The sequence below is a fragment of the Mucilaginibacter oryzae genome (genome assembly GCF_003148845.1).
In the GTDB taxonomy this organism is placed as follows: domain Bacteria; phylum Bacteroidota; class Bacteroidia; order Sphingobacteriales; family Sphingobacteriaceae; genus Mucilaginibacter; species Mucilaginibacter oryzae.
Map to the genome: position 1 here is coordinate 505665 of NZ_QGHA01000002.1, position 26134 is coordinate 531798.

Below are 26134 nucleotides of genomic sequence, written 5' to 3' on the forward strand. Positions count from 1 at the left end.
TATCATGAACAGAATATTAAAAAGCATTGGCTTTTGCGCTATACTCATGTCAGGTTTTACATCGTGCCAAAAAGTATCGGTACCCGTAAAAACAGAATTAACCTCAGATGTTTTCCCTCAAAATACAGCGCAATACGCGCAGGCGGCCGGCCCGGTGTATGTGGCTTTGAGGGGTAATATATCGGTTGAGCACTTTTTTATGCAGTCTGCCACTACTGATGAGGTGATCTTCCCGGCTTACGGCGGTAACTGGTATAACGGGGGCGAATATCAGCAGTTACACTACCATACCTGGACAAAAGATCACCCCGGTGTAGGCGGTGAGTGGACCTGGACATCGACCATCATCGGCCTCGCTAACCAAACCCTGGCAACCCTGCAGGCGGTAGAACCGGAAGGAGCAGCCAAGCAGCAGGACCTGGCCGAGTTAAGGGCAGTAAGGGCGCTGGCTTACTTTTACCAGATGGATAGCTTTGGCAATGTGCCAATAGTAACCGTTGCGGGCGACTACGCGCAGCACCCTAACAAAAGCCGCACTGAAGTTTTCAACTTTATCGAATCGGAACTCAAAGCCGCGTTACCGGCGCTAAGCAGCACTACAGGGCAAACTACCTACGGCAGGCCCACTAAATATATGGCTTATGCACTGCTTGCCAAAATGTACCTGAACGCCGAATATTACACCGGCACCAAACGTTATGATGATTGCATCGCGGCCTGCGATAACGTGATCAGCTCAGGTGCGTACCACCTCGAACCGAGGAGCACCTATCTGAAAATGTTTTACCCCAACAACGGCCCGCAAACCGCCGAGTTCATATTCGCGATACCGTTTGACCCTTCGGCAAGTAATACGCTGCCTTTCAGGAGCCAGAACCTTCACCAGCGGTATGACCTGCCAAGGCGATTGGTGAACAAATACAAGGTTAATTTTACACCGGATGGCGCTATCAGCACTTTGCCATCGTATTATGCCAATTTTAATGATGTAAACGATATCAGGAATAAGCAATGGTTAACCGGTAAGCAATATCAGTTTGACGGCATAACCCCCGTAACTTATACCACTACCAACCAAAGCTACGACCAGTTTTATAAAGGGAGCGACCCTAACGGTTCTATAACCTACCAGGTTGAGTTAACACCAAACATTGTTTTAAGACAGGACGTTGGCACTTTTGATGTGGGTAACGATGAAATAGGCTGGAATATGGGTTACCACAACCTTAAGTTTTACCCGGATTCAACATCGCTGAACAGGAATATGAAAAATGATATCCCGGTTTTCCGTTATTCGGATATCCTGCTGATGAAGGCCGAGGCAATTTTAAGGGGCGGCGCGCCAACCCAAGGGCAAACCGCGCTTACATTGGTTAACATGCTGCGCGCCGAGCGCACTACGTCACCAGCATGGACTTCGGTAACGCTGGATGATCTTTATGCCGAACGTTGCCGGGAGTTTGCCTGGGAATCATGGCACAGGAATGATATGATCAGGTTTGGAAAGTATGAAACATCCTGGGGCTTCAAAACAGATGCCAACCCGGCCCACCGTATTTTCCCTATACCTACAGCAGCCATGCAGCTAAACAAGGCGCTTGTTCAAAACCCGGGTTACTGATTGATTATTTGATTAAAGCGGCGGCGGGTAAAATATACCGTCGCCCTTGTTTTTCAATTTGTAACAGTATATATTTTGCCATGAAATTTACATCTGCACTTGTTATTGTTTTGTTTGCGCATTTTACAGCGTTCGCCCACCGTGCTTGTGCCGGGGAAAAGATTTTCAATATAGCGGCTTTGGGAGCTGTTGGCAATGGTAAAACCGATAACACGCTCATCATTCAAAAGGCAATTAATAACTGCGCGGCTTCGGGCGGAGGTATAGTACTGGTTCCGCAAGGTGAATTTGTAACAGGGGTGATCGAACTTAAATCAAATGTCGAATTACATTTAAACCCCAACGCTAAACTACTGGCAACTGTAAAACGCATAGCCTATGGCCCGGCAAAAGCCTCGGCCTTAATAGTAGCCAAAGGCTGTACTAACATAGCGATTACGGGTACCGGCATAATAGATGGCAGGGGGGAAGCTTTATTAAAAGATATATACCGTATGCTCAGGAACGGTACGCTGAAGGATAAGGAATGGCAATCCTATAACGACTGGCACCAGATGCGCCCGGAAGAAGACAACCGGCCCAAGCTGATATTTTTTGAAAAATGCGATAACGTCAGGATCAGCGATGTAACGATTAAAAACGGGTTGTGCTGGATCCAGGAGTACCGTGGTTGCAGCAATATGACGATCAATAATATCAAGGTTATCAGCAATACATTTTTAAACAATGATGGGATTGACCTGGTAGATTGCAAAAAGGTAAAACTAACCAATAGCTTTTTTAATGTAGCTGACGACGGTATCTGTCTTAAATCGTCAGACCCGGAAAGTTGCTGCGAAGACATTGTTATTTCAGATTGCAGGATCCGCTCGAGCGCGAGCGCTTTTAAAATGGGTACGGCATCCTTTGGCGGGTTTAAAAAAATAACGGTGCGTAATATTGATGTGTACGATACGTTCCGGTCGGCCATCGCGCTTGAATCTGTAGACGGTGGTATTGTCGAGGATATTGATGTGAGGCATGTGCGCGCGAAAAATACCGGTAACGCTGTTTTTATCAGGTTGGGCAAACGCCAGAAATCAAGGGATGCAGGTGCGGTTAGCGGTATTCATATTGCAGACGTGAAAGCTGAGGTTCCCGCCGGAAAGCCGGATGCCGGTTATCATATGGATGGCCCGCGCGAGCTGTTTAAACATAATGTTTTCCCTGTGTCGGTTACCGGGATCCCCGGCTCACCGGTAAAGGATGTTACGCTCGAGGATATCGATATCACCTATGCGGCCACAGCTAAAAAGACCACAGCCTTTTTCAATATCGATTCATTAACCAAAATACCCGAGCAGATATCTGCTTACCCCGAATTTTCCATGTTCGGCGAGCTGCCGGTTTCCGCTTTTTATGCAAGGCATGCAGAGGGGATCAATTTGAAAAATATACATATCAGCTACACCGGTTATGACTTCCGCACACCATTTGTTTTTGATGATGTAAATGGCCTTTACGCCGAAAAGGTAACCGTTTCCGGCTTTAAAACACTACCGTTAATGCTGCTGAATAACGTTAAAGTGAAAATGCTGCAGGATATACAACCTGCAGATAAGCGCCGCCAGGTAATAAAAACCCAGTAATAAAGTATTCTAAAACAGATGAAACGCAAATCCAGAGTTTTCATTTACATGCTGCTATGCGGCCTTTGTTGTAAAGTAAACAAATCCGCGGCGCAATTAAATGTACCGTCCTCCTACGCTTTAATAAAAAGGGTTATACCTGCCGCAGCCCCGAAATTTATAGTTGAGCCGCTCCCTGCCAACCAACCCAAGGATGTTTTTGAGGTTGAAGGTAAGATGGGTAAGATCATATTAAGAGGTAATAACGGTGTGGCTGTTGCCTCGGCCCTATACCATTATCTTACCGAATATGCGCACTGCCAGGTTACCTGGAACGGGTCAAACCTTAACCTGCCTGTTAGGTTGCCTGTTCCTGCCGGTAAAATTCGCAAAACCACGCCTTACCAATACAGGTATTACCTCAACTACTGTACCTACAGCTACAGCATGAGCTGGTGGGACTGGAAACGATGGGAAAAAGAAATTGATTGGATGGCCTTGCATGGCATCAATATGCCCCTGGCCATTACCGGGCAGGAGTACGTATGGGATAAAGTGTACAAAAGCATGGGTTTCAGCGATCAGGATATGAAGGGGTTTTTTACCGGTCCGGCATATTTTGGCTGGTTTTACATGGGCAATATCGATGCCTGGGACGGGCCGCTTCCCCAAAGCTGGATAACAAGCCACCGCGACCTGCAGGTTAAAATATTACGGCGCGAGCGCGAACTCGGCATAAAACCTGTACTCCCGGCTTTTACTGGGCATGTACCGGCATCGTTTAAAACACACTATCCTAACGCCAAACTAAAACAAACCAATTGGAATAATGGCTTTGCCGACACTTATATCCTTGATTCGGAAGATTCGTTGTTCGCGCAGATAGGCAAGAAGTTTATAGAGGAACAAACCAAAGTTTACGGAACTGACCACCTGTATTCGGCAGATACTTTCAACGAAAATGAGCCGCCATCTAACGATCCTCAGTTCCTGTCAGAATTGAGCGCGAGGGTTTACGATGGCATGAAGGGAGCCGATCCAAAAGCTGTTTGGGTGATGCAGGGCTGGCTGTTTTTCAGCGACCGCAAGTTCTGGAAAAACGAGCAGATCAAAGCGTTGCTGAACGCCGTGCCCAATGATCATATGATTGTTCTGGACCTGAACACCGATTACGAACCGGTATGGAAACGTACCGAAGCCTTTTACGGCAAACCCTGGATCTGGAACATGCTGCACAATTACGGCGGCAACAACAGTTTATTCGGCCGTATTGAAGCTGTGGCTACACAACCCGCACAGGCGCTTGCCGATCCGGCCTCGGGCAGGATGGTAGGCATAGGCTTAACGATGGAAGCTATTGAGCAAACGCCAGTGTTGTACGAATTAATGACACAAAATACCTGGCAAAGCAAACCCGTTAACCTTGATGAATGGCTGCCGCGATATGTGTTTAACCGCTATGGTGTAAAAAGTAAAGAGGCGGAGCAAGCCTGGCAGATACTCCGTACAACCGTTTTTAACGGCAAGGATATCCGCGACGGCGCCGAATCCATCATTACAGGCCGCCCTACGCTCGATTCGGCAGCGGTATGGACCCGTACACATCTTAATTATAATCGTAAAGACCTGCTTCCCGCCTGGGATAAAATGTTTGCCGCCATACCACAATGTAAACAAAGCAACGGCTTTAATTACGACCTGGTTGATGTGACACGACAGGTGCTTGCCAACTATGGCCGTCCGCTTCAGCTAAAATGGATCAGGGCGTACCAGGAAAAAGATGACAAGGCTTTTGCAAAGTACACCGGCGAATACCTCAACCTGATCAACGATATGGATAAGCTGCTTGCTACACAAAAGGACTTTATGCTTGGCCCCTGGCTAAGCGACGCACGTAAATGCGGAACCAACGCGACAGAAAAGGCGCTTTACGAAAAGAACGCCCGCAACCTCATTACCTTATGGGGAGGGGCTGATAGTCCGCTGCACGAGTACTCGTGCAGGCAATGGAGCGGTTTGCTTAACGACTTTTATAAGGTGCGGTGGCAAAAGTTTTTCGGCGTACTACAGGCATCGCTGGAGACGGGCAAGGAACCCGATTTTAAGGAATTCGAACAATCGATCAAAAACTGGGAGTGGGAATGGGTAAATTCATCAAAAGCATATCCGGTTGTGCCGGTTGGCAGCAGCACTCTGATTGTGCAGCAGCTATATCATAAATATCGGGTTAATATGGGTAACGATCTTAAATAACGGGCATGAGTAGTAATTTACATAATCAGGCAATACAAGCCGAAAAACCGGTATCTAAACCGGCCCGGCTGTTATCGTTAGATGCGCTCCGCGGGTTTGATATGTTCTGGATCATGAGCGGCGAAGGCGTTATACACGCGCTTGCCAAAGCCACAGGCTGGCCTGTTTTTGTGTGGATGTCGGGCCAGTTGCACCACACAGTGTGGAACGGCATCACATTTTACGATATGATCTTCCCCTTGTTTTTGTTCATCGCAGGTGTTTCCATGCCTTATTCGCTGGGGAACAAAGCTGCAAAACATGGCGTTGCGCATCCGCACCTGTTGCCGCCCAATGCAAAACGGGAAATTTATATTTCGATGATCAGGCGGGCGCTCATTCTGCTTTTTTTAGGTATGGTGGTTAACGGGCTGTTTAAATTTAATGGCTATGAAAATACCCGCTTTGCCAGCGTATTGGGCCGTATCGGGCTTGCCTGGTTTTTCGCGGGTATTATATATATCAACTGCGGTGTTCGCGGCCAGGTTTTATGGTTCGGCATTTTGCTGCTGGGCTACTGGGCGGCTATGGAGTGGATCCCTGTACCGGGATATGGCGCAGGTGTTTTAACCATGAACGGCAGCCTCGAATCGTATATTGATCGCCTGTTGCTTCCAGGTCGCCTGCATGATAAAGTACACGATCCCGAGGGCGTACTATCTACCATACCTGCCATTGGCACGGCCATGCTGGGCATTTTTGCAGGGCAGTTTTTAAAGTTGGATAATGCGCGATGGCCCATGTGGAAAAAAGGCGTTGCAATATTTATGGCCGGTTTAATACTTATCGCTATTGGCTGGTTGTGGAATTTTAGTTTCCCGATAAACAAACGTTTATGGAGCAGTTCGTTCGTGTTGTTTGTGGGTGGTTGGAGCTGTGTTTTTTTATCAGTGTTTTATCTCATTATAGATGTTGCCGGCTGGCGTAAATGGGCATTCCCATTTGTACTGATCGGTGTTAACTCTATAGTCATCTATCTTGCTTCGGAAGGAATGGTTGATTTTCAGCACACTGCCAATTATTTTTTTGGCGGTATTATTAGTCATCTTTCTCAAACCTGGCAGCCGGTGTGGTCGGCCATATCTGTAGTTTTTATACAGTTAACCTTGCTTTATATTCTATATCGCAATAAGATCTTCCTGAAAATCTAATCATAAAAGGTATTACCCCCGGCATATTTAAAAATTATTCATACCAACATGAAGTATAAATTTTTCCTGCTTTGTATTTTCCTGCTGTCTGCAACCCTGGTTTCCGCGCAAAGCGTATCGGGAAGACAGGTGTCAAATTTTGATAAAAGCTGGTTATTTCATTTAGGTGATTTAGCCGGGGCTCAGATTGCCGGTTTTAATGATGCCGGTTGGCGAAAACTGGATTTGCCCCACGACTGGAGTATCGAGGGTAAGTTCAATAAGGATAATCCCGCTAAACCTGAAGGCGGGGCATTACCCGGCGGTATTGGCTGGTACCGCAAAGTATTCACTGTGCCCGCCGCTAATAAAAGCAAACTGACCTATATCGAATTTGACGGCGTTTATCAGAAAAGCGATGTATGGGTAAACGGCCATCACCTCGGCTTCAGGCCTAACGGTTATATTTCGTTCAGGTATGAGTTAACGCCTTATTTAAAATACGGCGGCCAAAACAACACTATTGCCGTAAAGGTTGATAATTCCAGTCAGCCTAATTCAAGGTGGTACTCCGGCTCGGGCATTTACCGGCATGTGCGTTTGGTTGCCGTTAATAAAATAGCGGTTGACCAGTGGGGTACCTTTGTAACTACCAGCAACGTTAGCCAGGCCAGCGCTGATATTTCGGTGCAAACCGCCATTCGTAATAAAGGCGGAAAAAAGGGCGAATACAAAATCGTAACCGGTTTGTATGATATGGCAGGTAAGGCTGTTGGCGGTCAGGTTACCGCCAAACTCTTCGTCAATGATACATTAACTACCGCCATTCAAAAGCTTACATTGCAAAGGCCGCGGCTATGGTCGGCTGATGCTCCGGCACTATACCAGGTTATTTCCCGGGTTATGGCAGGTAATGAAACTGTAGACACCTACAAAACCACTGTAGGTATCCGCGATTTTTATTTCGACACTGATAAGGGTTTTATCCTTAACGGCGAAAAGGTAAAAATAAAAGGCGTTTGCCTGCATCATGATCTGGGTTGCCTGGGCGCCGCCATGAACGTACACGCGCTTGCAAGGCAATTGAAAATGTTAAAGGAGATGGGTTGTAACGCCATCCGTACATCGCACAACCCGCCATCGCCCGAGCTGCTTGACCTTGCCGATTCGATGGGTTTTATTGTGATGGACGAAGCTTTTGATTGCTGGGAAAAAGCCAAGGAAAAATATGATTACCATTTGTTTTTTAAACAGTGGCACAAACGCGATTTGGAAGATCAGGTATTACGCGACCGTAACCACCCTTCGGTGATGATCTGGAGCATAGGCAACGAAATTCCTGAGCAAAGTGACAGTAGTGGTTTCAGGATAGCAAAAGATCTGGCAGGTATTGTACACCGGCTGGATAGCACACGCCCGGTTACTGCCGCCAACAATCATCCGGATACCAAAAATCAGATCATCAGGTCGGGCGCTATCGATCTGGTGGGTTATAATTATCACCATACCGATTTGGTGGGTTTTCACGAGCGTTACCCGGATAAGAAATTTATCGGTACCGAAACAACGTCGGCTCTCGAAACCCGGGGTGTTTATGATATGCCAAGCGATAGTATCCGCCGCTGGTCTGACGAGGATAAGCAGCCGATGAATGCCGATTTCACTGTGTCGGCCTATGATAATGCTTCCACGCCATGGGGCTCGACCCATGAAGAAACCTGGAAGATCATCAAAAAATATGATTTTCTTTCGGGCATGTTCATCTGGACCGGCCTTGATTACCTGGGCGAGCCAACACCGTATACCTGGCCCGCACGCAGTTCCTATTTTGGTATTATCGACCTTGCTGGCTTTCCTAAAGATGTTTACTACATGTACCAGAGCGAGTGGACAAGCAAGCCGGTACTGCACCTTTTACCGCACTGGAACTGGGAGCCGGGCAAAACTGTGGACGTTTGGGCCTATTACAACAATGCCGATGAGGTGGAACTTTACCTGAATGGTAAATCATTAGGTGTAAAAAAGAAACAGGGCGATGATCTGCATGTAATGTGGCGTGTTAAATATGCCCCCGGTACCTTAAAGGCTGTACCCCGGAAACATGGTGCGGAAGTATTATCTGCCGAAGTGAAAACAGCCGGTAAGCCTGCATTAATTCAGTTATCAGCAGATAAAGATAAACTGAAAGCCGGGGATGCAGACCTTGCCTTCATTACCGCTAAAGTACTGGATAAGGATGGGAACCTTGTTCCATTCGCAAAAAATAAAATAATGTTCAGGGTTAATGGAGATGCTTTCATCGCCGGGGTTGATAACGGCGACCCTACAAGCCACGAACCTTTTAAAGCTAATTACCGTTATGCTTTTAATGGCCTTGCTTTGGCTGTTATACAAGCGAAGCAAAAATCCGGGACGGTAGTTGTTTCGGCCGAAGCCGATGGATTGCCTGCTGCACAGCTTAAATTATCGGTGGTAAAATGATCATGCCCTGATTTTAAAATTAATTGTTAAAAACACACTTAATTTTAAAATCTTTTTTAACTTGCGGGCATGATACAGCGTTTACTTTCTCTTTTCATCCTGCTTTTGTGTTGCCAGGCCCTGCAGGCGCAAAAGCAAATGGTTCATAATCCTATAACGGGTGGGTATTTTGCCGATCCTACCATTGTTAAGGATAAGGGGCATTATTTCATTTATGCAACCATCGATCCATGGGGTGCTAAGGAATTAGCGGTACTGGAAACAACCGACTTTATCAAATTTACCCGGCACCATATCAACTGGCCAACAAAGCAGGCCTGTACCAGCAAAACCTCGCTTGATGAAATGGTTTGGGCGCCATCGGTAGTAAGAGGGAAGGACAACAAGTTTTATATGTACGTAGCGGTAGGCGGAGAAGTATGGGGTGGCGTAAGCAATACACCGCTTGGCCCCTGGAAAAACCTGAAAAAGGATAATTCGCCGATGGTAAAATCCACAGATTATCCAAATGTTCATAATATCGACCCGGATTGTTTTATTGATGACGACGGAGCAGCTTACCTGTATTGGGGTTCGGGCTATAATTGGATAAACGGGCACTGCATGGCTGTAAAGCTTAAAAGCGATATGGTTTCATTTGACGGTAAACCCCAGGATATTACTACCCCTCATTTTTTTGAGGGGGCGCATATGGTTAAGCGTAACCGTACTTATTACTTGATGTTTTCGGAAGGGAAAGCGATAGATGCAAGCTACCAGGTAGGGTATGCCAAAGGCAGCAGTCCGCTTGGCCCATTTAAAGAAAATGATCACCGGGTGATATTGAGCTCCTCGGCAGACAGTACGGTGATCGGTCCCGGTCACCACACCACCTTTATCAATAAAGGGCAGCGCTATATTTTATATCACCGAATTTTTCCGCAGAAGGAATCTTTTGTATTACGCCAGCTTTGCCTTGATAGTTTAAATTTTGATACCAATGGCGATATTAAAAAGGTGAGCACCAAAGGGGTACAAAAGTTTAACTGATAAATTATAGCCTGCATCATGAGAAAATTAAGTTACGCCACATTGTTGTTAATGCTACTTACCTGGTTGCCAACTGTTGCCCAGCAAAAAGTATCGTCATTAAAACCCAAACAGATCAGCCCCGACCTTTTTGGGATCTTTTTTGAGGACTTAAGTTACGCCGCCGATGGCGGCCTTTATGCCGAATTGATTCAAAACCGTTCGTTTGAATACAGCCCGGCCGATAACCGGGACTGGCATTCATTAACCGCCTGGAAATACCAGACTGACGGCTTTGGTTACGGTACTATTTCTGTAGAAACCACTGCTCCGGTTCATTCAAATAACCCTCATTATGTTGTTTTGAATGTAGAGGAAGAGGGGCAGAAAGGAGTGGGGCTGGAAAATTCAGGTTTTGACGGCATACCCGTTAAGGCAGGAAAAGGCTATCGCTTTTCCGTGTTTTTAAATGTAATGTCGGCTAATCCTTTACCTATAGCTGTAGCGCTTGTTGACGATAAAGGCAAAGAATTAGGCTCATCAACATTCACAGCTACAGGCCATGGCTGGAAAAAGTATACCGAACAGATCAATATCAATTTTGATGATGATGATGCCAGGTTAGTAATGCTGGTAAAATCAAAGGGAAAAGTCGGTATAGATATGGTGTCATTATTCCCGACCGAAACGTTTAAACACCATGAAAACGGAATGCGCGCCGATCTGGCCCAGGTTATTGCCGATCTGAAACCCAAGTTTATGCGTTTCCCTGGCGGATGTCTCACGCATGGCGATGGTGTTGCCAATATTTATCGTTGGAAAAACACTATCGGCCCGGTTGAACAGCGCACAGATCAGCGTAATATCTGGAATTACCACCAGTCGATGGGCCTGGGTTTTTTTGAATATTTTCAGTTTTGCGAGGATATTCACGCTAAACCCGTGCCTGTACTTGCCGCAGGTGTAAGCTGCCAAAACTCGGGCGGTACCTGGAGAATCGGCTCTACAGGGCAAAAGGGCATCCCGATGGATGAAATGAAAGCCTATGTACAGGATGTGCTTGACCTTATCGAGTATGCCAACGGGTCCGTAAATTCAACATGGGGCTCAAAACGTGCGGCTGCAGGGCACCCCGCACCTTTTAACCTGGAATATCTGGGCATTGGCAATGAAGACAAGATTACCGGGTTGTTTGAAGATCGTTTCCGGATGATTTACGATGCGGTACACAAAGCCCATCCTGAAATAAAGATAATTGGAACCGTAGGTCCAAGCCCAAATGGCGAAGATTTTGACAAAGGCTGGAAACTGGCCAACCAGCTCAATGTTGGTATTGTTGATGAGCATTATTATGAAAAACCACAATGGTTTTTAAAAAACACGGCGCGTTATAATAACTACGATAGGCAACGGTCTAAAGTTTATATCGGCGAATATGCCTCATGGGGTAATAAACTGTTTAACGCGCTTTGTGAAGCAGTTTATATGACTAATCTTGAACGCAACGGAGATGTTGTGAGAATGGCGTCGTACGCGCCGCTGATAGCCAGGATCGGGCATACCTCATGGAACCCCGACCTAATCTACTTTAATGGCACCCGCGTTTTTCCAACTGTAAACTATTATGTTCAACAGCAATTTGCCGCCAATTCCGGCAGCGAATATTTGCCCGATGTAATAACACTTAAAGGTGATCAGGCTACGAAGGACACGACAGTCGGCGTATCATGCGTAAGGGACAAAGCCACAGGTGATATTATTTTAAAGATCGCCAATGCAGGCAATAATGCTGTTTCCGGCGTAGCACAGTTGGGCAAGATTGGCGCGTTTCCCGGTTCGGCTATGCTTACCACCATTTCAGGTGATATGCAGGCAGAAAACACGGCGAACAATCCGGATGCTGTTCTTCCGAAATCTACGGCGATCAGCTTACAAAAAAACTGGTCGTTTACCGTTCCCGCATATTCTTTCAGCGTGCTGAGGATAAAAGTTTCCAGGGTTAAATAAACCGCCTTAATTTATCGCCAATAATAAAAACAACCTATATACATGAAAAAAACACTTTTACTGGGCCTTTTAATTGGTTTCTGCACAACGCTTTTTGCGCAGCCTTCGCAAAAATTCAGCGCTTATCTTTTTACTTATTTTACCGGCGATAAAGGCGGTGAAGCCATCCGTTTCGCCTTGAGTAATGACGGCTATCATTTCCGTGCGTTAAACAACAACCAGCCGGTAATCAATTCGGCCGAAATCAGCGCCACAGGCGGTGTAAGGGATCCGCATATCATGCGGGCTGCGGATGGTAAAACATTTTACATGGTAGCCACGGATATGAATACCGAAAAGTTTGGCTGGGGGCCCGATTCATCGATGGTGCTCCTAAAGTCAACCGATTTGATACATTGGACATCTAAAACTATCGATATCACCAAAACCTTCAAAAAGTTTGATGGTGTAAACAGAGTATGGGCACCGCAAACCATTTATGATCCGAAGGTGAAAAAGTATATGATCTATTGGTCGATGCGTTTTGGTGAGGAAGCCGATAAAATCTATTATGCTTATGCAAACAAGGACTTTACAGGCCTGGAAACCGAACCTAAACAGCTTTTTTTTAAACCTGACGGCGGAGCCTGCATTGATGGCGACATTGTTTATAAAGACAAAAAATACTATCTCTTTTTCAAGACAGAGGGTTCAGGTGCCGGTATAAAAATAGCGGTGTCGGATAAGTTAACCTCGGGATATGTGCTGCGCGACAAGTATGTTCAGCAAACCAAAGATCCGGTGGAAGGTGCCGGGACCTTTAAGTTGAATGATGGCAGTGGTTACATTTTAATGTATGATATGTATACCCAGGGTAAGTACCAGTTCACCCGCACTACCGATCTTGAAAATTTCAAGCTGATCGACGATGAGGTATCTATGGATTTCCATCCACGTCATGGTACGGTTATGCCCATCACGGAAAAAGAAGCTGCCGTATTAAAGGCAAAATGGGGTAAGTCTGAGTAATAATGCAGATCACTTAAAAAGTTTTTAAAATTAGATTGGACTCCTTAAACTTAAAAAAATTGCCTTTTGAGGCACCGGCAACCTTTAAGCATTTAGCTTGCTATAAAAACCAATCGAAAGGGATGTTATCATTTAAGATGCGTCCCTTTTTTCTTTCCAAATTGGGCATACTCTTTTTCTGCCCTATACCTACACCATTTTTTACCATCAAATATTACACGGATTTACGTTAGCGTACAGCCTCAAACCGGCCGGATTTATGTTTAGCCCGATTAAACATGTTCTACGTTGGGAGTGGCATTTTTATGTTCTGCTAAGGCCCAAAATAATTCACAGTAGCTTTTAAGTGTAATTGTTACGTTAATAATAATAGCTTGGTTGCAAATTAGAGATACTGATTGTCAAATAGTTTAGCTTGTTTATTAGGTTAAAAACCTTGATTTTATGATGGAGAATGGACTTTCTGCATAATTTTATACTGGTTGATAAATAATTTTATTAATTGTTGTTTTGACAATAAAAATATTTACATTTAGATTTTAAATAGCCCATCCTATTTAGTTATAAACCAGTTAAGACCAATTCATGGAAGTTTTGAACGATTCTCAAATTATTGAGCAATTAAAAGCAGGCAACAAGGAGGCCTTTGAAGCATTATTTAAAAAATACTACAAATTGCTTAACGTATCAGCCTATTATATTTTGCGGGATGAAATGGAAGCTGAAGACACGGTTCAGGGTTTTTTTGTCGATCTTTGGGAAGCGCAGTTGTTTAACAACATCAATTCATCGTTAAAAGCTTACATGACTACGGCTGTGCGAAACCGATGCCTTAAAAAAGTTGAAAGTGAAACACGAACCCAAAAGAGCCTGGTTGATTATAAATATACCCTTACAGAAGTGGAGGAGGAAGAAACGCACATACCGGAAATTTTTCCGGACAAATTACTGGCAGATCTGTCCATGCAGCGGATGCAGGCCTTTACTCTGGTTCATTATGAAAATAAAAGGTATAAAGATGCTGCCTATGAAATGGGCATTAGTATAAATTCGTTAAAAACTCATTTAAAACTGGCCGTAAAAACTTTAAAAGCAGGAATAAAAAGTGCCAAATAAGTTCACCCTTTTTTATAAAATGAGGTCTCACAAATAATGACATACAATAAAGCGTATTTTCAGGAACTAATAATTGAACAAGTAGCCGGCACGATCAGTGAGGAGGAAAGCCATTTGCTTACAGATGCTATACAAAATGATTCGCGGGTTAAACAGCTTTGGGACGAAATGCAGCATACACTGTCATCTGATCAGGCACAAAGCTTTTTTAATGCAATCGATGAAAATAAGGCCTGGAACAAGGTATCGCCCCAAATAACTTCACCTCTGCCTAAAGCTTCCCGCAGGCTGCCCATCGCTAAATGGTTATCTATGGCCGCGTTGTTGTGTGTTGCCTTCACCGCTGGGTACTACTGGCGTTCAGTGCCGGTTAAAAATACCGTCATAGCCAAAAATAATATTAAAGCCCCCGCAATAGAATTAAGGATGGCTAACGGTCAACATATTGATCTTTCAGATACCAATAAAAAAACGGTTAGTGTACCCTTCGCGAACCTGACCAAAGGAGCCAACGGGTTAAGCTATCAGCTCAATAACGCTAAAACAGACGAGTGGAGTACGCTTGTTATCCCCTCAAAATTAAATTACCGGATAGTTTTATCAGATGGCACCAAGGTATGGCTAAATTCTTTATCGAGTTTGCGCTTCCCCTTTGCATTTTCAGGCAAAACCAGGGATGTTTATTTAACCGGCGAAGCTTTTTTTAAAGTAGCTAAAAACGCTTCGATGCCTTTTATAGTGCACACCAGCCAAACCGATGTAAAGGTTTTAGGTACCGAGTTTAATGTGAACACTTACCAGCTTGATAAAACAATAACCTCACTGGTGGAAGGCTCAGTGTCAACCAGCGGCAGGCATAAGCAAAAAACGCTATTACAGCCCGGTTATCAGGCCATATATACTGATGCTGCGGGCTTTGATACCCAGCCATTTGATCCCACCGTTGAACTGGCATGGATGAAGGATATTTATTACTTTCATAACACCCGGCTTCATGAAATCAGCGATGTATTACTTCGCTGGTTTGATGTGGATGTTGTTTTTGATAACCCGGCAAAAGCTGATGAGGCTTTTAGCGGGGCTATTGAAAAAAACAAACCAGTTGATGTTTTTATTCAGAATATAAAAGCATCTGCCGGTGTTGACGCTGTGCTTAAAAACGGGGTGCTGCACATCAGGTAACAACCACCCTCAATTAACCCAATACTTATTTTTCAATATTATCATCCGGCTTGCTACCGGGGTGTTTGGTTGTCGCCATGGAAATTTACATTTATGAATTTTTAACTTTCTGATATTCATTTATTTGTGGATTTTTTTATTGAAAAAACATTTTTTTTAGCTCTTCGTTCACCCGTTTCATCACTATCCGGTCTTAAAGAAAACCAATCATAAACCCAGTAATATGGATAGAATTTTATTTAGCCGGCGGCTCATACTGCCCTTTATTTTTCTTTTATTGGTAACCCGGTACTCGGCTGTGCACGCACAGGTAACGGCCCCAATTACACTCAAAAAGGCTAATATCAGTTTAGCCGACGTATTCAAATCAATTAAAAAGCAAACCGGTTTAACTGTTTTTTACAGTAATAATCTACTTAACGACAAGGAAGTTGTTTCTGTAGATTTTAACAAAGCCGGTTTAAAAGAAGTGTTTGGCGTACTATTAAAAGGAAAAGACCTTAACTATGCTGTACGCGATCAACTTATTGTAATTGAAAAGAGCAATGAACCCGCGCCCGTCGTCGCTCCGCCAAAAAAGGAACCTGCAAAAGCCGTAGTACCTAAAAAAGTACAGGGTGTTGTTACCGATGATAAAGGCCTTACTTTACCAGGTGTAAGTGTTAAAGTTAAAGGAACCACAAACGGAACACAATCAGACATTGATGGCAGATACAGCCTGAGCTTAAAAGAGGGCAGTAGCACGATCATCGTTTTTTCATTTGTAGGGTCAAAATCGCAGGAGTTTGATCTGGCTAATTACCCGGTATCAGCAGCGGGCGTTTATAAAATTGACGTACAAATGGGAGCCGACAAAAACGCGCTTGAAGAGGTTGCGGTGGTTGCCTATGGTACGCAGAAAAAAACGAGCCTGGTAAGTTCTATCACTACGGTTAACCCGAAACAGTTAAAAGGCCCATCAAGTAACCTTACAACCATGTTGGCCGGTGTTGTACCGGGCATGATCTCGTACCAGCGAAGTGGTGAACCGGGTGCAGATAACGCCCAGTTTTTTATCAGGGGCGTTGGAACGTTCGGGGCCGGTAAAGTTGACCCGCTAATACTGATTGACGGTATTGAATCAGGCACTACCGACCTGGCTAGGCTGCAGCCGGATGACATATCGGGGTTTTCGGTATTGAAAGATGCTACCGCTTCATCGCTTTACGGTGCCAGGGGCGCTAACGGCGTTATATTGGTAACCACAAAACGAGGCGACGTTGGCGCAGTGAAGTTTAATATCCGTGGTGAAAATTCAACCTCGTCAAATATCAAGAACATTGACCTTGCCGATAATATCACCTATATGACACTGGCTAACGAGGCCGTGTTAACCCGTGACCCACTTGGTGTTCTCCCTTATTCGCAAAATAAGATAGACCATACGGCTAAAGGCGATGACCCATTGCTTTACCCGAGCAATAACTGGATCAAGCAGCTGATAAAAACCAAAACAAACAATCAGCGATTTAACATGAATGCCAGCGGAGGAACGGAAAAAGCGAAGTACTACCTCGCCATGACCTACAATATTGATAATGGCAACCTCGCTGAAAACAGCTTGAATAATTTCAGTAACAATATTAAATTACAGTCGTACTCCATTTTATCAAATATCACCTTAAACCTCACCAAAACAACCGAGGCAGTAGTGAGCTTAAAAGGTCTGTTTGATGGTTATCACGGTCCTATCAATGGTGGCGGTTATACCTTTTTAAATGCTCTTTGGAGCAACCCTGTAGCTTTTCCGGCTATTTATCCGGGCAGCCTTTTACCTTATGCAAACCACCCTCTTTTCGGTAATGCAATTATACCAGGGGGCGGTTTGTATATGAACCCATACGCGCAATCCTTGTCTGGTTATCAAACTTCCAATACAAGTACGCTAACCGCGCAAATAAACTTGAATCAAAAGCTTGATTTTATTACTCAGGGTTTATCCTCGAGAGTAATGGCTTATACAACACGTTATTCATATTTTACCATTTCGCGCCAATATAGCCCATACTACTACAAATCAAACGTGCTTAACGGTCAATTCAGTGGGCTAAGTTTACTTAACAGCGGAGAAACAGGTAGTATCGGCACTCCGCCAACAGAGTATTTAACTTACAATCCTGGTGGCAGTGTCTCCAACTCAACTACATACATTGAGGCTGCGATAAATTACAATCGTACCTTTGGGCAAAAACATGCAGTTAGCGGATTGCTTATCGGTACCATGCGAAACTATCTGACGGCTAACGCACCAACGCTCCAATTATCTTTGCCATCGCGTAACCAGGGCGTATCCGGCAGGTTTACTTATGGATACGACAATCGTTATCTTGTTGAATTCAACTTTGGATATAACGGCTCCGAACGTTTTGCGAGTAATCACCGCTTCGGGTTTTTTCCTTCTGTCGGCGCAGGATGGGTAATATCCAACGAGAAGTTTTTCGAGCCGTTATTATCAACTATTGATAACCTTAAATTGAGGTTTACATACGGTTTAGTAGGTAACGATCAGATCGGTTCGGCCAATGACCGTTTTTTTTATCTGTCTGACGTGAGGTTAGACAATGGATCTAATGGACAATTTGGTACTAACTATAGTTATAGCAGGCCTGGTGTAATTACCTATCGCTACGAAAACAAAAACATTACCTGGGAACAGTCAAGGCAGACCAATATCGGTATGGATTTAACGGTTGCTAAAAACTTCACTTTAACCGTAGATGCTTATCAGCAAAACCGTGATAACATCCTGATGGTACGTAGTACCATACCTACTTCAATGGGGTTACAGGCCGATATTTCTGCAAATGCAGGTAAATCGTCAAGCAAGGGCATTGACATAGCCATGGACTATAAAAAAAGCTTCAATAATTCTTTTTGGGTTCAATCGCGCGGTACGCTTACTTATGCCAAAAGTAAATTATTGAAAAACGAGGAGCCTGTTTATCCCGATAATCTGAAATACCTGAGCAAGGTTGGAAACTCGTTAAGTCAGATTTATGGCCTTCTTGCCGAGCGTCTTTTTATCGATGATAAAGATGTGGCCAACTCGCCTGTACAAAGTTTTGGCGACTATAAAGCCGGTGATATCAAATACCGGGATATGAATGGCGATGGGAAAATAACCAGTTCGGATGTGGTGCCAATAGGTTATCCGCAGGTTCCCGAAATCATTTACGGTTTTGGTTTCTCTTTTGGTTACAAGAATTTTGATATCAGCGCGTTCTTCCAGGGTTCGGCACGCTCGTCATTCGTGATCAATTCTGCAGATATTTCTCCTTTTTACCTGGTAAACGGATTACAAAATAATGGGCTTAACACTGGTAATCAAAGTGGCCTGCTTAGCTCAATCGCTAATGACCATTGGTCGGAAGACAATCGCAATCCTTATGCGTTTTGGCCTCGCTTAAGCACCAAAATACAGGCTAATAACAGTCAAACGATTTCATCACCAACTTCAACCTGGTGGTTGCGTAACGGCTCATTTGTTCGCCTAAAATCCGCAGAGCTTGGATATAATTTTAACAAAAAACAGCTTAGGAGCCTGCACCTGAACAGCGCACGCATTTATTTGAACGGCTTGAACCTGCTAACCCTGAGCAGTTTTAAACTTTGGGATCCGGAAATGGGAACATCAGGATTGGGCTATCCAATTCAAAAAGTGTTTAACGTGGGTTTAAGGGTAGAATTTTAAAAGCTTTCAAAATCAGTTATATGAAAACTAATTTTATAAAAAATATTAAGCGGTTGGTATCGGGCGGCACATCAAAAGGGAATATCGCCCTTACAGTGATGGGTTTAATCATGCTTGCACCGGTATCATCCTGCAAAAAATCATTTCTGGATGTAGTTCCTGACAACGTATCAACAATAGCCAACGCCTTTGTTTCTAAAACGGAAGCCGAGAAATATCTGTTTACATGCTATTCCTACCTGCCGATAGAAACCGATCCTACCTTTAACGTAGGCTTAACGGCGAGCGACGAAGTTTGGGTAGAAGATCCGGCAAACCATATCCGGTCAACAAACGTGCTCCAGTTACCACGGGGCTTTCAAAACTCTTCCGACCCTATTGCTAATTACATGAACGGTACCAGGGACGCCGTATCTAACTACAAGGCTATACGCGATTGTAATGTTTTTATTGAAAATGTAAGCGACCAGACTAAAGTGCGCGACCTTGATATTGATACCCGCGAGCGATGGATTGCTGAGGCGCAGTTTTTGAAAGCCTTTTATCATTTTCAGTTATTTCGCGCTTACGGACCGATTCCTATTATTGACAAAAACCTGCCTATTGACGCGCCTATAGATCAGATAAGGGTGAAACGCCGCCCGGTTGATGAGGTGGTGAACTATATAGCGGGGTTATATGACCAGGCCGCCGCTAAACTCCCCCTAACCATCAGGAACGAGGGCAGCGAACTTGGCCGTGTTACCAAAGCTGCCGCCTTAAGTATGAAGGCTAAATTACTGGTAACAGCAGCCAGCCCGCTTTTTAACGGTAACCCGGACTATAGTTCATTTAAAAATAAGGACGGCGAATTACTATTTAATTCTGCTTACAGTGCTGAGAAATGGCAAAAGGCAGCTGACGCATGTAAAGTGGCCATTGATTTTTGTGAGTCGCAAAATATACAACTGTATACCTTTCCTACGCCAACTAATCCATTAAGTCAAACCACCATGACGCAAATGAGCATCAGGAATGCCATGAGCGAAAAATGGAATAGTGAGCTGATCTGGGGATTAACGGCCAATAATAATATCGGCTATAATTCATTTTTCCAGTCGATGTGTGCCGGCCAGTATGATTTCAATAATGCAGATGCGGCAAAATCGGCAAACCGCCCGTTGCTCGGCCCTACCATAAAAATGGCCAAATTGTTCTACACCAAAAACGGTGTACCCATTAATGAAGACAAAACGCTTGATTTCAGTAACATTGCAGAACTGCGCGTAGGTACGCATGCGGATAGGTTTAACATAAAAGAGGGTGAAACAACTGCCCGCCTTAATTTTGACCGCGAACCCCGCTATTATGCCGATCTTGGCTTTGACCGTGGTGTGTGGTACATGGCTAACAGCCCTTCAAGAACTGATGAGGATACCTGGTGGATGAAGGCGCGCGGTGCTGAAGTAGGCCAATCATCGCCTATACCTATCGCTGGTTTTTATATGAAAAAGGCGCTTAACTGGCATTATGAATGGGCAACGGTAACTTATATCAACTATCCATGGCCGGAGATGAGGCTTTCAGACCTGTATCTGCTTTATGCCGAAGCCTTAAACGAAGCGCAGGGCCCGGTTGCCGATGTTTACACTTATGTTAACAAGATCAGGGCAAGGGCAGGATTGCCTACCGTGCAGGATTCATGGTCTAATTACAGCATAAACCCAACAAAGTATACTACCAAGGAAGGGATGCGGTCAATCATTCAGCGGGAACGTGCCGTGGAACTTTGCTTTGAAGGGCACCGTTTCTGGGACCTGCTGCGCTGGAAAACAGCCGGCATCGAACTTAACGGCAACGTAACTGGCTGGTCGATAAATGAAAATTCGCCCGATCTGTATTACCGTGAACGCACTATATTTTCGCGGCATTTTGTAGTACCGCGCGATTATTTATGGCCGATACAGGAAAATGACCTTTTGGTTAATCAGAACCTGGTACAAAACCCTAACTGGTAAAAGCCGGTGAACACGATGTTGAACACAAAAAAAATTAACATGAAACTTAGCAAAATACAAGCTGCCCTGCACATTGTACTATTAATGATAGTAACAGCCGGTTGCAAGCAGGAAACGCTCAATAAACCAACTATAACCAATAATAGCGGTCCGGGGGTTGTTAGTAATGTCCAGGTACAAAACCTTAACGGCCAGGCTACCTTAACTTATACGCTGCCCGGGGATAACGATCTTTTTTACGTAAAGGCTGTTTATGAAACCTCGCCCGGCAAAACACGTGAAGTTATTGCCTCGCATTACACCAATAACTTAACGGTTGACGGTTTTGCCGATACGCTTGCACATGTGGTGAAGTTATACGCTGTAAACTCAAGCGAAAAGGTGTCGGCACCGGTTACTGTTACCGTAAATCCCTTAACGCCACCATTTATACTGGCATTCCGGTCGCTTAAAATAACGGCTACTTTCGGTGGTTTTAACGTTACCTGTAATAACGATACAAAAGATAACCTTGCTATTGTACCTATGGTTGATACCGCCAACAACGGGCAGTATGTACAGCCAACGGGCATGGATAATATTTACAGCAACAGTGCTATAATAAAGGCAGCAGTAAGGGGGCAACCGGCAGTGGAGCGGAAATATGCGTTTTTTGTACGCGACAGGTTCTTAAACAAATCTGATACTTTGTTTATGAAGCTTACGCCGTTTTATGAAGAGCAGTTTTCAAAGCAGGATTGGTCTGTTTATGCTTTGCCCGGCGATGCTACCAACCTGTATTCTTATACCGATGTAACCAAAATTTTCGACGGTAATTTTACAGGTGGCTGGCCTAACTGTCTCTTTACCGTTGAGAGTGCCGGCAGCCCTCAAATGGTAACTATCGATCTGGGCAAGCCCCGCGTTTTCAGCCGTTTTATCATGAACCCTTTTATCGAGATCGGGAACGTGTATTATGTGCGCGGTAATTTACGTGATTTTGAAATCTGGGGTTCCAATTCGCCAAACGTAAACGGCGCTCTTGACGCTTCATGGACTAAGCTGATAACCTGTAACGTGGTGAAGCCATCCGGATCGCCATCGGGCACAGAAACAGCTGCGGACTATAAATACGCCCACGACGGCTGGGGCTTTGATTTCCCGGCAGGACTAAGCGCTTACAGGTATATCAGGATCAGGAGTTTAAGGAACTGGACCGGCTCGTATTTTATGAGTATTAGCGAGTTTACCCTTTTTGGAAAATAGCAGGGGCGGAAGTATTCATCAATTCAATTATTATTATGAAACTATACAAAATAACATCATACTATCTGTTGATAGCGGCGGCGCTGATCATGGGCTCCTGCACTAAAATGGATGATTTTAAAAAGAAATATGAGCCCAACGGCCCAATCAAATACCCGGGTAAGCTTGATTCGGTACAGATTTTTTCGGGCAGGAACAGGGTATTGCTTACCGGGCTTTTTACATCCGACCCCAAAATTGTAAAATATACGGTGTATTGGAACAGCAAGCAGGATTCGATAGTTACCCCGGTAACCCGCACGGCAGGTGTTGATACCGCCAAACTGTTTATCAATGATTTGCCCGAAGGGGTTATGAGCTTCGAGGTGCGTACGTATGATAATGAAGGGCACATATCGGTTCCCGTTACTTTGGCCGGTAACGTGTATGGCAGCTTATACCAAAGCTCGCTCATTAACCGGGGGATAGCCAAGGCCGAACTTCAGCCGGATGGATCTGCTTTAATTAACTGGGCTGATGTGAATGCGGATGACGGGTTACTTTCTATGGAGATTAAGTATACTGACGTATCCAACAAACAGCACGATACGTTGATTACTTCAGTACCTGCAAACTTGAGTACTTCATTGCCAAGATTTAAAGCAGGTAGCGTAATTACTTACCGTACAGCATTTAAGCCTAATAAAACAGCTATTGATACTTTTTATGCAGACTACCAGGACCATAGTGTTAAGGCAGAGGTAACAAGTATTTATCTTTCAAATACAGGGCCTTTCCAGAGGAGTAGCTTTGATGGCCGCTGGGGAACGCTTGCCGCCCCATGGGTAACCAACGCTGCGGCCAAAAATAAGGATGGCGGTACCAACGGCGGTTACAGCTCTGATGGCGGAGGAACCATTAACTGGGAAACCTGGAATAACACCCCGGTTGTAAATGGGATAGTTTACCAGGCCACATCATCGCCGCTGCCTGCCGGAACTTACATTGTTTCGTTTGATGCGTATTCTGAAGTGCAATCAAACTCTTCGGTTTATTGCGTAGCCGCGGCGGGTGGTAACGGCATCCCGGTGCTTGACCAACTTTCAACCGCTTTAGGATATATAAACATGTTTAACGGAGCAAATGTTGGTGCTACCAGTCCAAACTCACGCGAGGTAAAATCCTTTACATTTACCCTTTCTTCGCCGCAGGTGGTGTCAATAGGTTTCCTGGGCAATATCGTTGGCAAAGGTAATCCTGGTAGTTATTTTACAGTGTTCAATATTAAGTTGTATAAAAACTAAGGGATAGACAATAAGAGCAATTCACCAGGATTGCTATCAACTCCCGGCGATAACTACCTAACTTTAAATGAGGTGTTGTTATCGCCGGGTTTTTGCTTGTTTAGGTGGTGCCGACTATTAACGCGGTTTAATGGAAGAGCAATGAATCAATCAACATTAAAGGTCCACTTTGAATTATCACTCCGCATATCAAATTTTGCAAGCGTTGGCGTGCTGTCTCCGGCAGCTACCAAAGCCAGCTGCTCAGATGAGTTTGGCACAACTTTAGGCATAATCCTGTAAGTGCCATCAGTTAACTGATCTATCCGCCATAATTGTTCGGGCGCGCCGGTAAATGCCGGAACTGTTATTACCTCAGCTTCTGCTGTCGCGGCTAATACCCTGTCGGTGCCAGCGATAGTTATTTTGTAGTACGGACTGCCGAAGTAGCCCCCCGCATCCGGTACGGCTGTAATTGTCCATTTTTGGTGCGGACGCGACAGGTAATCTCCTATTCTTACGCCGATATCTCCGTTCGGCCAGGTACTAATTACGTCTGCTAATTCCTGCGGCGGAACAGTTTTTACAGGTTCGTCATTATTGCGTACAAATCTCATCCCACCCGGCATCCGCACAAAATCAACTGCCAATTCAAGGGCGTAGCCTCTTCTTTCGGAGGTGATCTGGTAAGTGCCTTCTTTAAAGATCGCGCCTGCAACAGGCCACCCGTTTTTCCAGAGCAAGGGGCGGATCCCTAATACGCTGCGCGCGCCCCGGTCTAAGTCGGCTTCATAATGGCATGACATTTTCTGAACGCCCTCGCCCAGCACAATGCGGCCAAAGTGTCCCGGCCCGATTAGCTTTTTGCCGCCCGCGAGTACCATTTTACCGCCGCCTTTTAACATATCACGACCCATGTTATCAAGATAGGGGCCGGTTATCTTTCTTGAACGGCCAACCACAATATTGTAGGTGGAGTTAGGGCCGTCGCAGCAGGTGCCGTGGGTGCCAAGCAGGTAATACCAGCCATCCTGGTACATGAGGTCTGTAGCCTCACAATCAATAGCGATATTGATGGGTTTATTTCCTTTTACCCGTTTGCCTGTTTTAGGATCAAGCTCCACAAGGCGTATAAACCCAAAGTAGGTGCCGTATGACAGCCATAGCCGTCCCGAAGTTGGGTCAAGAAGAAGCCCGGGGTCAATGGCATCGTTATCTTCCGTGCCATCAGATGAAGCTACCACCACTGCCTCGGAGTACTTAAAATCGGGCGAGGTTGGATCGAGGGTTTTATTCCACATGGTAAGGATCCTGCCGTTATGACCGCCACCTAAACCGCCGCCGGTGGCACCGTAGGCAATCAGGTAACGGTCGCCTATTTTTACCACATCAGGCGCGGCACCGCCGCCTGGCCGTACGCCGCCGCTGTTCCATGTCCAGCCATCTTCAGATATCAGGCCACCGCCAAACGTACCGAAAGTATAATATTTACCATCACATAACATAATGGTCGACGGGTCGTGGATAAATGGTTTCCCCGCTTGCGCACCCACCTTTACGGTTGTAAATATTAAAAACAACGCTGTTGCGCCGGTTATTTTGGTAATAAGGTTCATAATGATATGATCAATCAATTTATTTGTAACTAATTGTAAGGTCTTTTACAGGCATCCCTTTTTCATCAATAAAACGGATGCAGAAATCGCTCATTCCGGGACCGTTGATCACTGCGCCGCGTATAATGTTTTTCCCTTTGTTAATGGTAAGACGGGGCGATACGCAGTCGTCCATTACCATCCGCCTGTCTCCCGATAGCAGCACGGCTTCCCTTCCGTTTAACCACCACATCGATCCTGAATTTGATCCTGCCGCCATCCTTACATTTTTCACTTCGCGCGGGCTGTTAACAATAGTTACCGCCCAAAACAAAACGCCGTAAGTGTTTTTTTTCAAGCCGGATGCAAACCGGAAAAGTTTAACATTAAAATTGCTGCTCTCCAGCGCATGCCATGTCAACTCCTGGCTATCAACCTTTACTTTATCGCCGTTTTTAGGGATGGTGGTAAATTGATTTGGAAAATAGGTTGTTGTAAACGTGTCGCGGAGGTAGCTGTCGGTAAATACGGTGTTGCTGCGGTTGGGCTTATTAATAGGTTCCAACAACAGCCAGCGGCGGATAAATCCTTCGGCATCCGGCGTGTTTGTCAACGCGGTAGCCTGTGTAAAATAGGGGGCAAGGCTTGCCGTAGTGTCTCTTCCCGCTTTGTCAGCTGCTTTGCCGCTTTGCGCGGCAGGCTGGCCCGGTGCAACTTTGGCAGGATTTGAAGTAAGGCGATTTTGCGACTGCGCGTTGCCCAAAGCGCTGAAGTATAAGGCGGTTAAGAGCAATAACTTTTTTTTCATGGTTGGTTATCTGTAATTAATGTCAAATAGTAGCCCGTGAGGTGC

Annotated in this window: 16 protein-coding genes; 14 read left to right on the top strand and 2 right to left on the bottom strand. The window is 45.0% G+C overall.

The features are described 5' to 3' along the window. Nucleotides 1–4: 4 nt before the first annotated feature. The 14 genes from LX99_RS07530 (at nucleotide 5) to LX99_RS07595 (ending at nucleotide 23707) form a co-directional block, all read left to right on the top strand. The gene (locus LX99_RS07530) at nucleotides 5–1621 is read left to right on the top strand and encodes a RagB/SusD family nutrient uptake outer membrane protein (protein ID WP_109607300.1); all 1617 of its coding nucleotides are present in this window, start codon (nucleotides 5–7) and stop codon (nucleotides 1619–1621) included. Between the two features lie 80 nt (nucleotides 1622–1701). Next, the gene (locus LX99_RS07535; protein ID WP_109607301.1) at nucleotides 1702–3249 is read left to right on the top strand and encodes a glycoside hydrolase family 28 protein; all 1548 of its coding nucleotides are present in this window, start codon (nucleotides 1702–1704) and stop codon (nucleotides 3247–3249) included. Between the two features lie 18 nt (nucleotides 3250–3267). After that, nucleotides 3268–5481, top strand: coding sequence for an alpha-N-acetylglucosaminidase (locus LX99_RS07540; RefSeq protein WP_109607302.1), 2214 nt, complete (start codon nucleotides 3268–3270; stop codon nucleotides 5479–5481). A gap of 5 nt (nucleotides 5482–5486) precedes the next feature. After that, nucleotides 5487–6671, top strand: coding sequence for an acyltransferase family protein (locus LX99_RS07545; RefSeq protein ID WP_109607303.1), 1185 nt, complete (start codon nucleotides 5487–5489; stop codon nucleotides 6669–6671). A gap of 48 nt (nucleotides 6672–6719) precedes the next feature. Next, nucleotides 6720–9131 (top strand): beta-galactosidase GalB, encoded by a 2412-nt coding sequence (galB, locus tag LX99_RS07550; RefSeq protein WP_109607304.1) that lies wholly within the window; start codon nucleotides 6720–6722, stop codon nucleotides 9129–9131. 69 nt (nucleotides 9132–9200) lie between these two features. Further along, nucleotides 9201–10160, top strand: coding sequence for a family 43 glycosylhydrolase (locus tag LX99_RS07555; RefSeq protein WP_109607305.1), 960 nt, complete (start codon nucleotides 9201–9203; stop codon nucleotides 10158–10160). Between the two features lie 18 nt (nucleotides 10161–10178). After that, nucleotides 10179–12146: an alpha-L-arabinofuranosidase C-terminal domain-containing protein gene (locus LX99_RS07560; protein ID WP_109607306.1), complete on the top strand. Its 1968-nt coding sequence runs from the start codon at nucleotides 10179–10181 to the stop codon at nucleotides 12144–12146. A 42-nt stretch (nucleotides 12147–12188) separates the two neighbouring features. Beyond that, entirely contained in the window at nucleotides 12189–13154 is a 966-nt protein-coding gene (locus tag LX99_RS07565) for a glycoside hydrolase family 43 protein (protein ID WP_109607307.1), read from the top strand. A gap of 585 nt (nucleotides 13155–13739) precedes the next feature. Then, nucleotides 13740–14270 carry a sigma-70 family RNA polymerase sigma factor gene (locus LX99_RS07570; protein WP_022833816.1) on the top strand — a complete coding sequence of 177 codons (531 nt, stop codon included), beginning with the start codon at nucleotides 13740–13742 and terminating at the stop codon, nucleotides 14268–14270. A gap of 36 nt (nucleotides 14271–14306) precedes the next feature. After that, nucleotides 14307–15452: a FecR family protein gene (locus LX99_RS07575; RefSeq protein WP_109607308.1), complete on the top strand. Its 1146-nt coding sequence runs from the start codon at nucleotides 14307–14309 to the stop codon at nucleotides 15450–15452. Between the two features lie 223 nt (nucleotides 15453–15675). Further along, a complete protein-coding gene (locus LX99_RS07580) occupies nucleotides 15676–19182 on the top strand; it encodes a TonB-dependent receptor (RefSeq protein WP_109607309.1) in 3507 nt (1168 codons plus the stop codon). Between the two features lie 20 nt (nucleotides 19183–19202). Continuing rightward, entirely contained in the window at nucleotides 19203–21179 is a 1977-nt protein-coding gene (locus tag LX99_RS07585; protein WP_211318972.1) for a RagB/SusD family nutrient uptake outer membrane protein, read from the top strand. Nucleotides 21180–21218: 39 nt separating this feature from the next. Continuing rightward, entirely contained in the window at nucleotides 21219–22424 is a 1206-nt protein-coding gene (locus LX99_RS07590) for a DUF5000 domain-containing lipoprotein (RefSeq protein WP_109607310.1), read from the top strand. Between the two features lie 35 nt (nucleotides 22425–22459). Beyond that, nucleotides 22460–23707 carry a DUF4998 domain-containing protein gene (locus tag LX99_RS07595; RefSeq protein ID WP_109607311.1) on the top strand — a complete coding sequence of 416 codons (1248 nt, stop codon included), beginning with the start codon at nucleotides 22460–22462 and terminating at the stop codon, nucleotides 23705–23707. Nucleotides 23708–23853: 146 nt separating this feature from the next. Here the strand turns inward: LX99_RS07595 and LX99_RS07600 are convergent, their stop codons facing one another. Together LX99_RS07600 and LX99_RS07605 are read right to left on the bottom strand one after the other, a co-directional pair. Continuing rightward, complete coding sequence (locus LX99_RS07600; RefSeq protein ID WP_109607312.1) at nucleotides 23854–25302, bottom strand: family 43 glycosylhydrolase; 1449 nt, start codon at nucleotides 25300–25302, stop codon at nucleotides 23854–23856. Nucleotides 25303–25321: 19 nt separating this feature from the next. After that, nucleotides 25322–26089, bottom strand: a complete 768-nt coding sequence (locus LX99_RS07605) for a hypothetical protein (RefSeq protein ID WP_211318973.1) — start codon at nucleotides 26087–26089, stop codon at nucleotides 25322–25324. Nucleotides 26090–26134 lie beyond the last annotated feature (45 nt).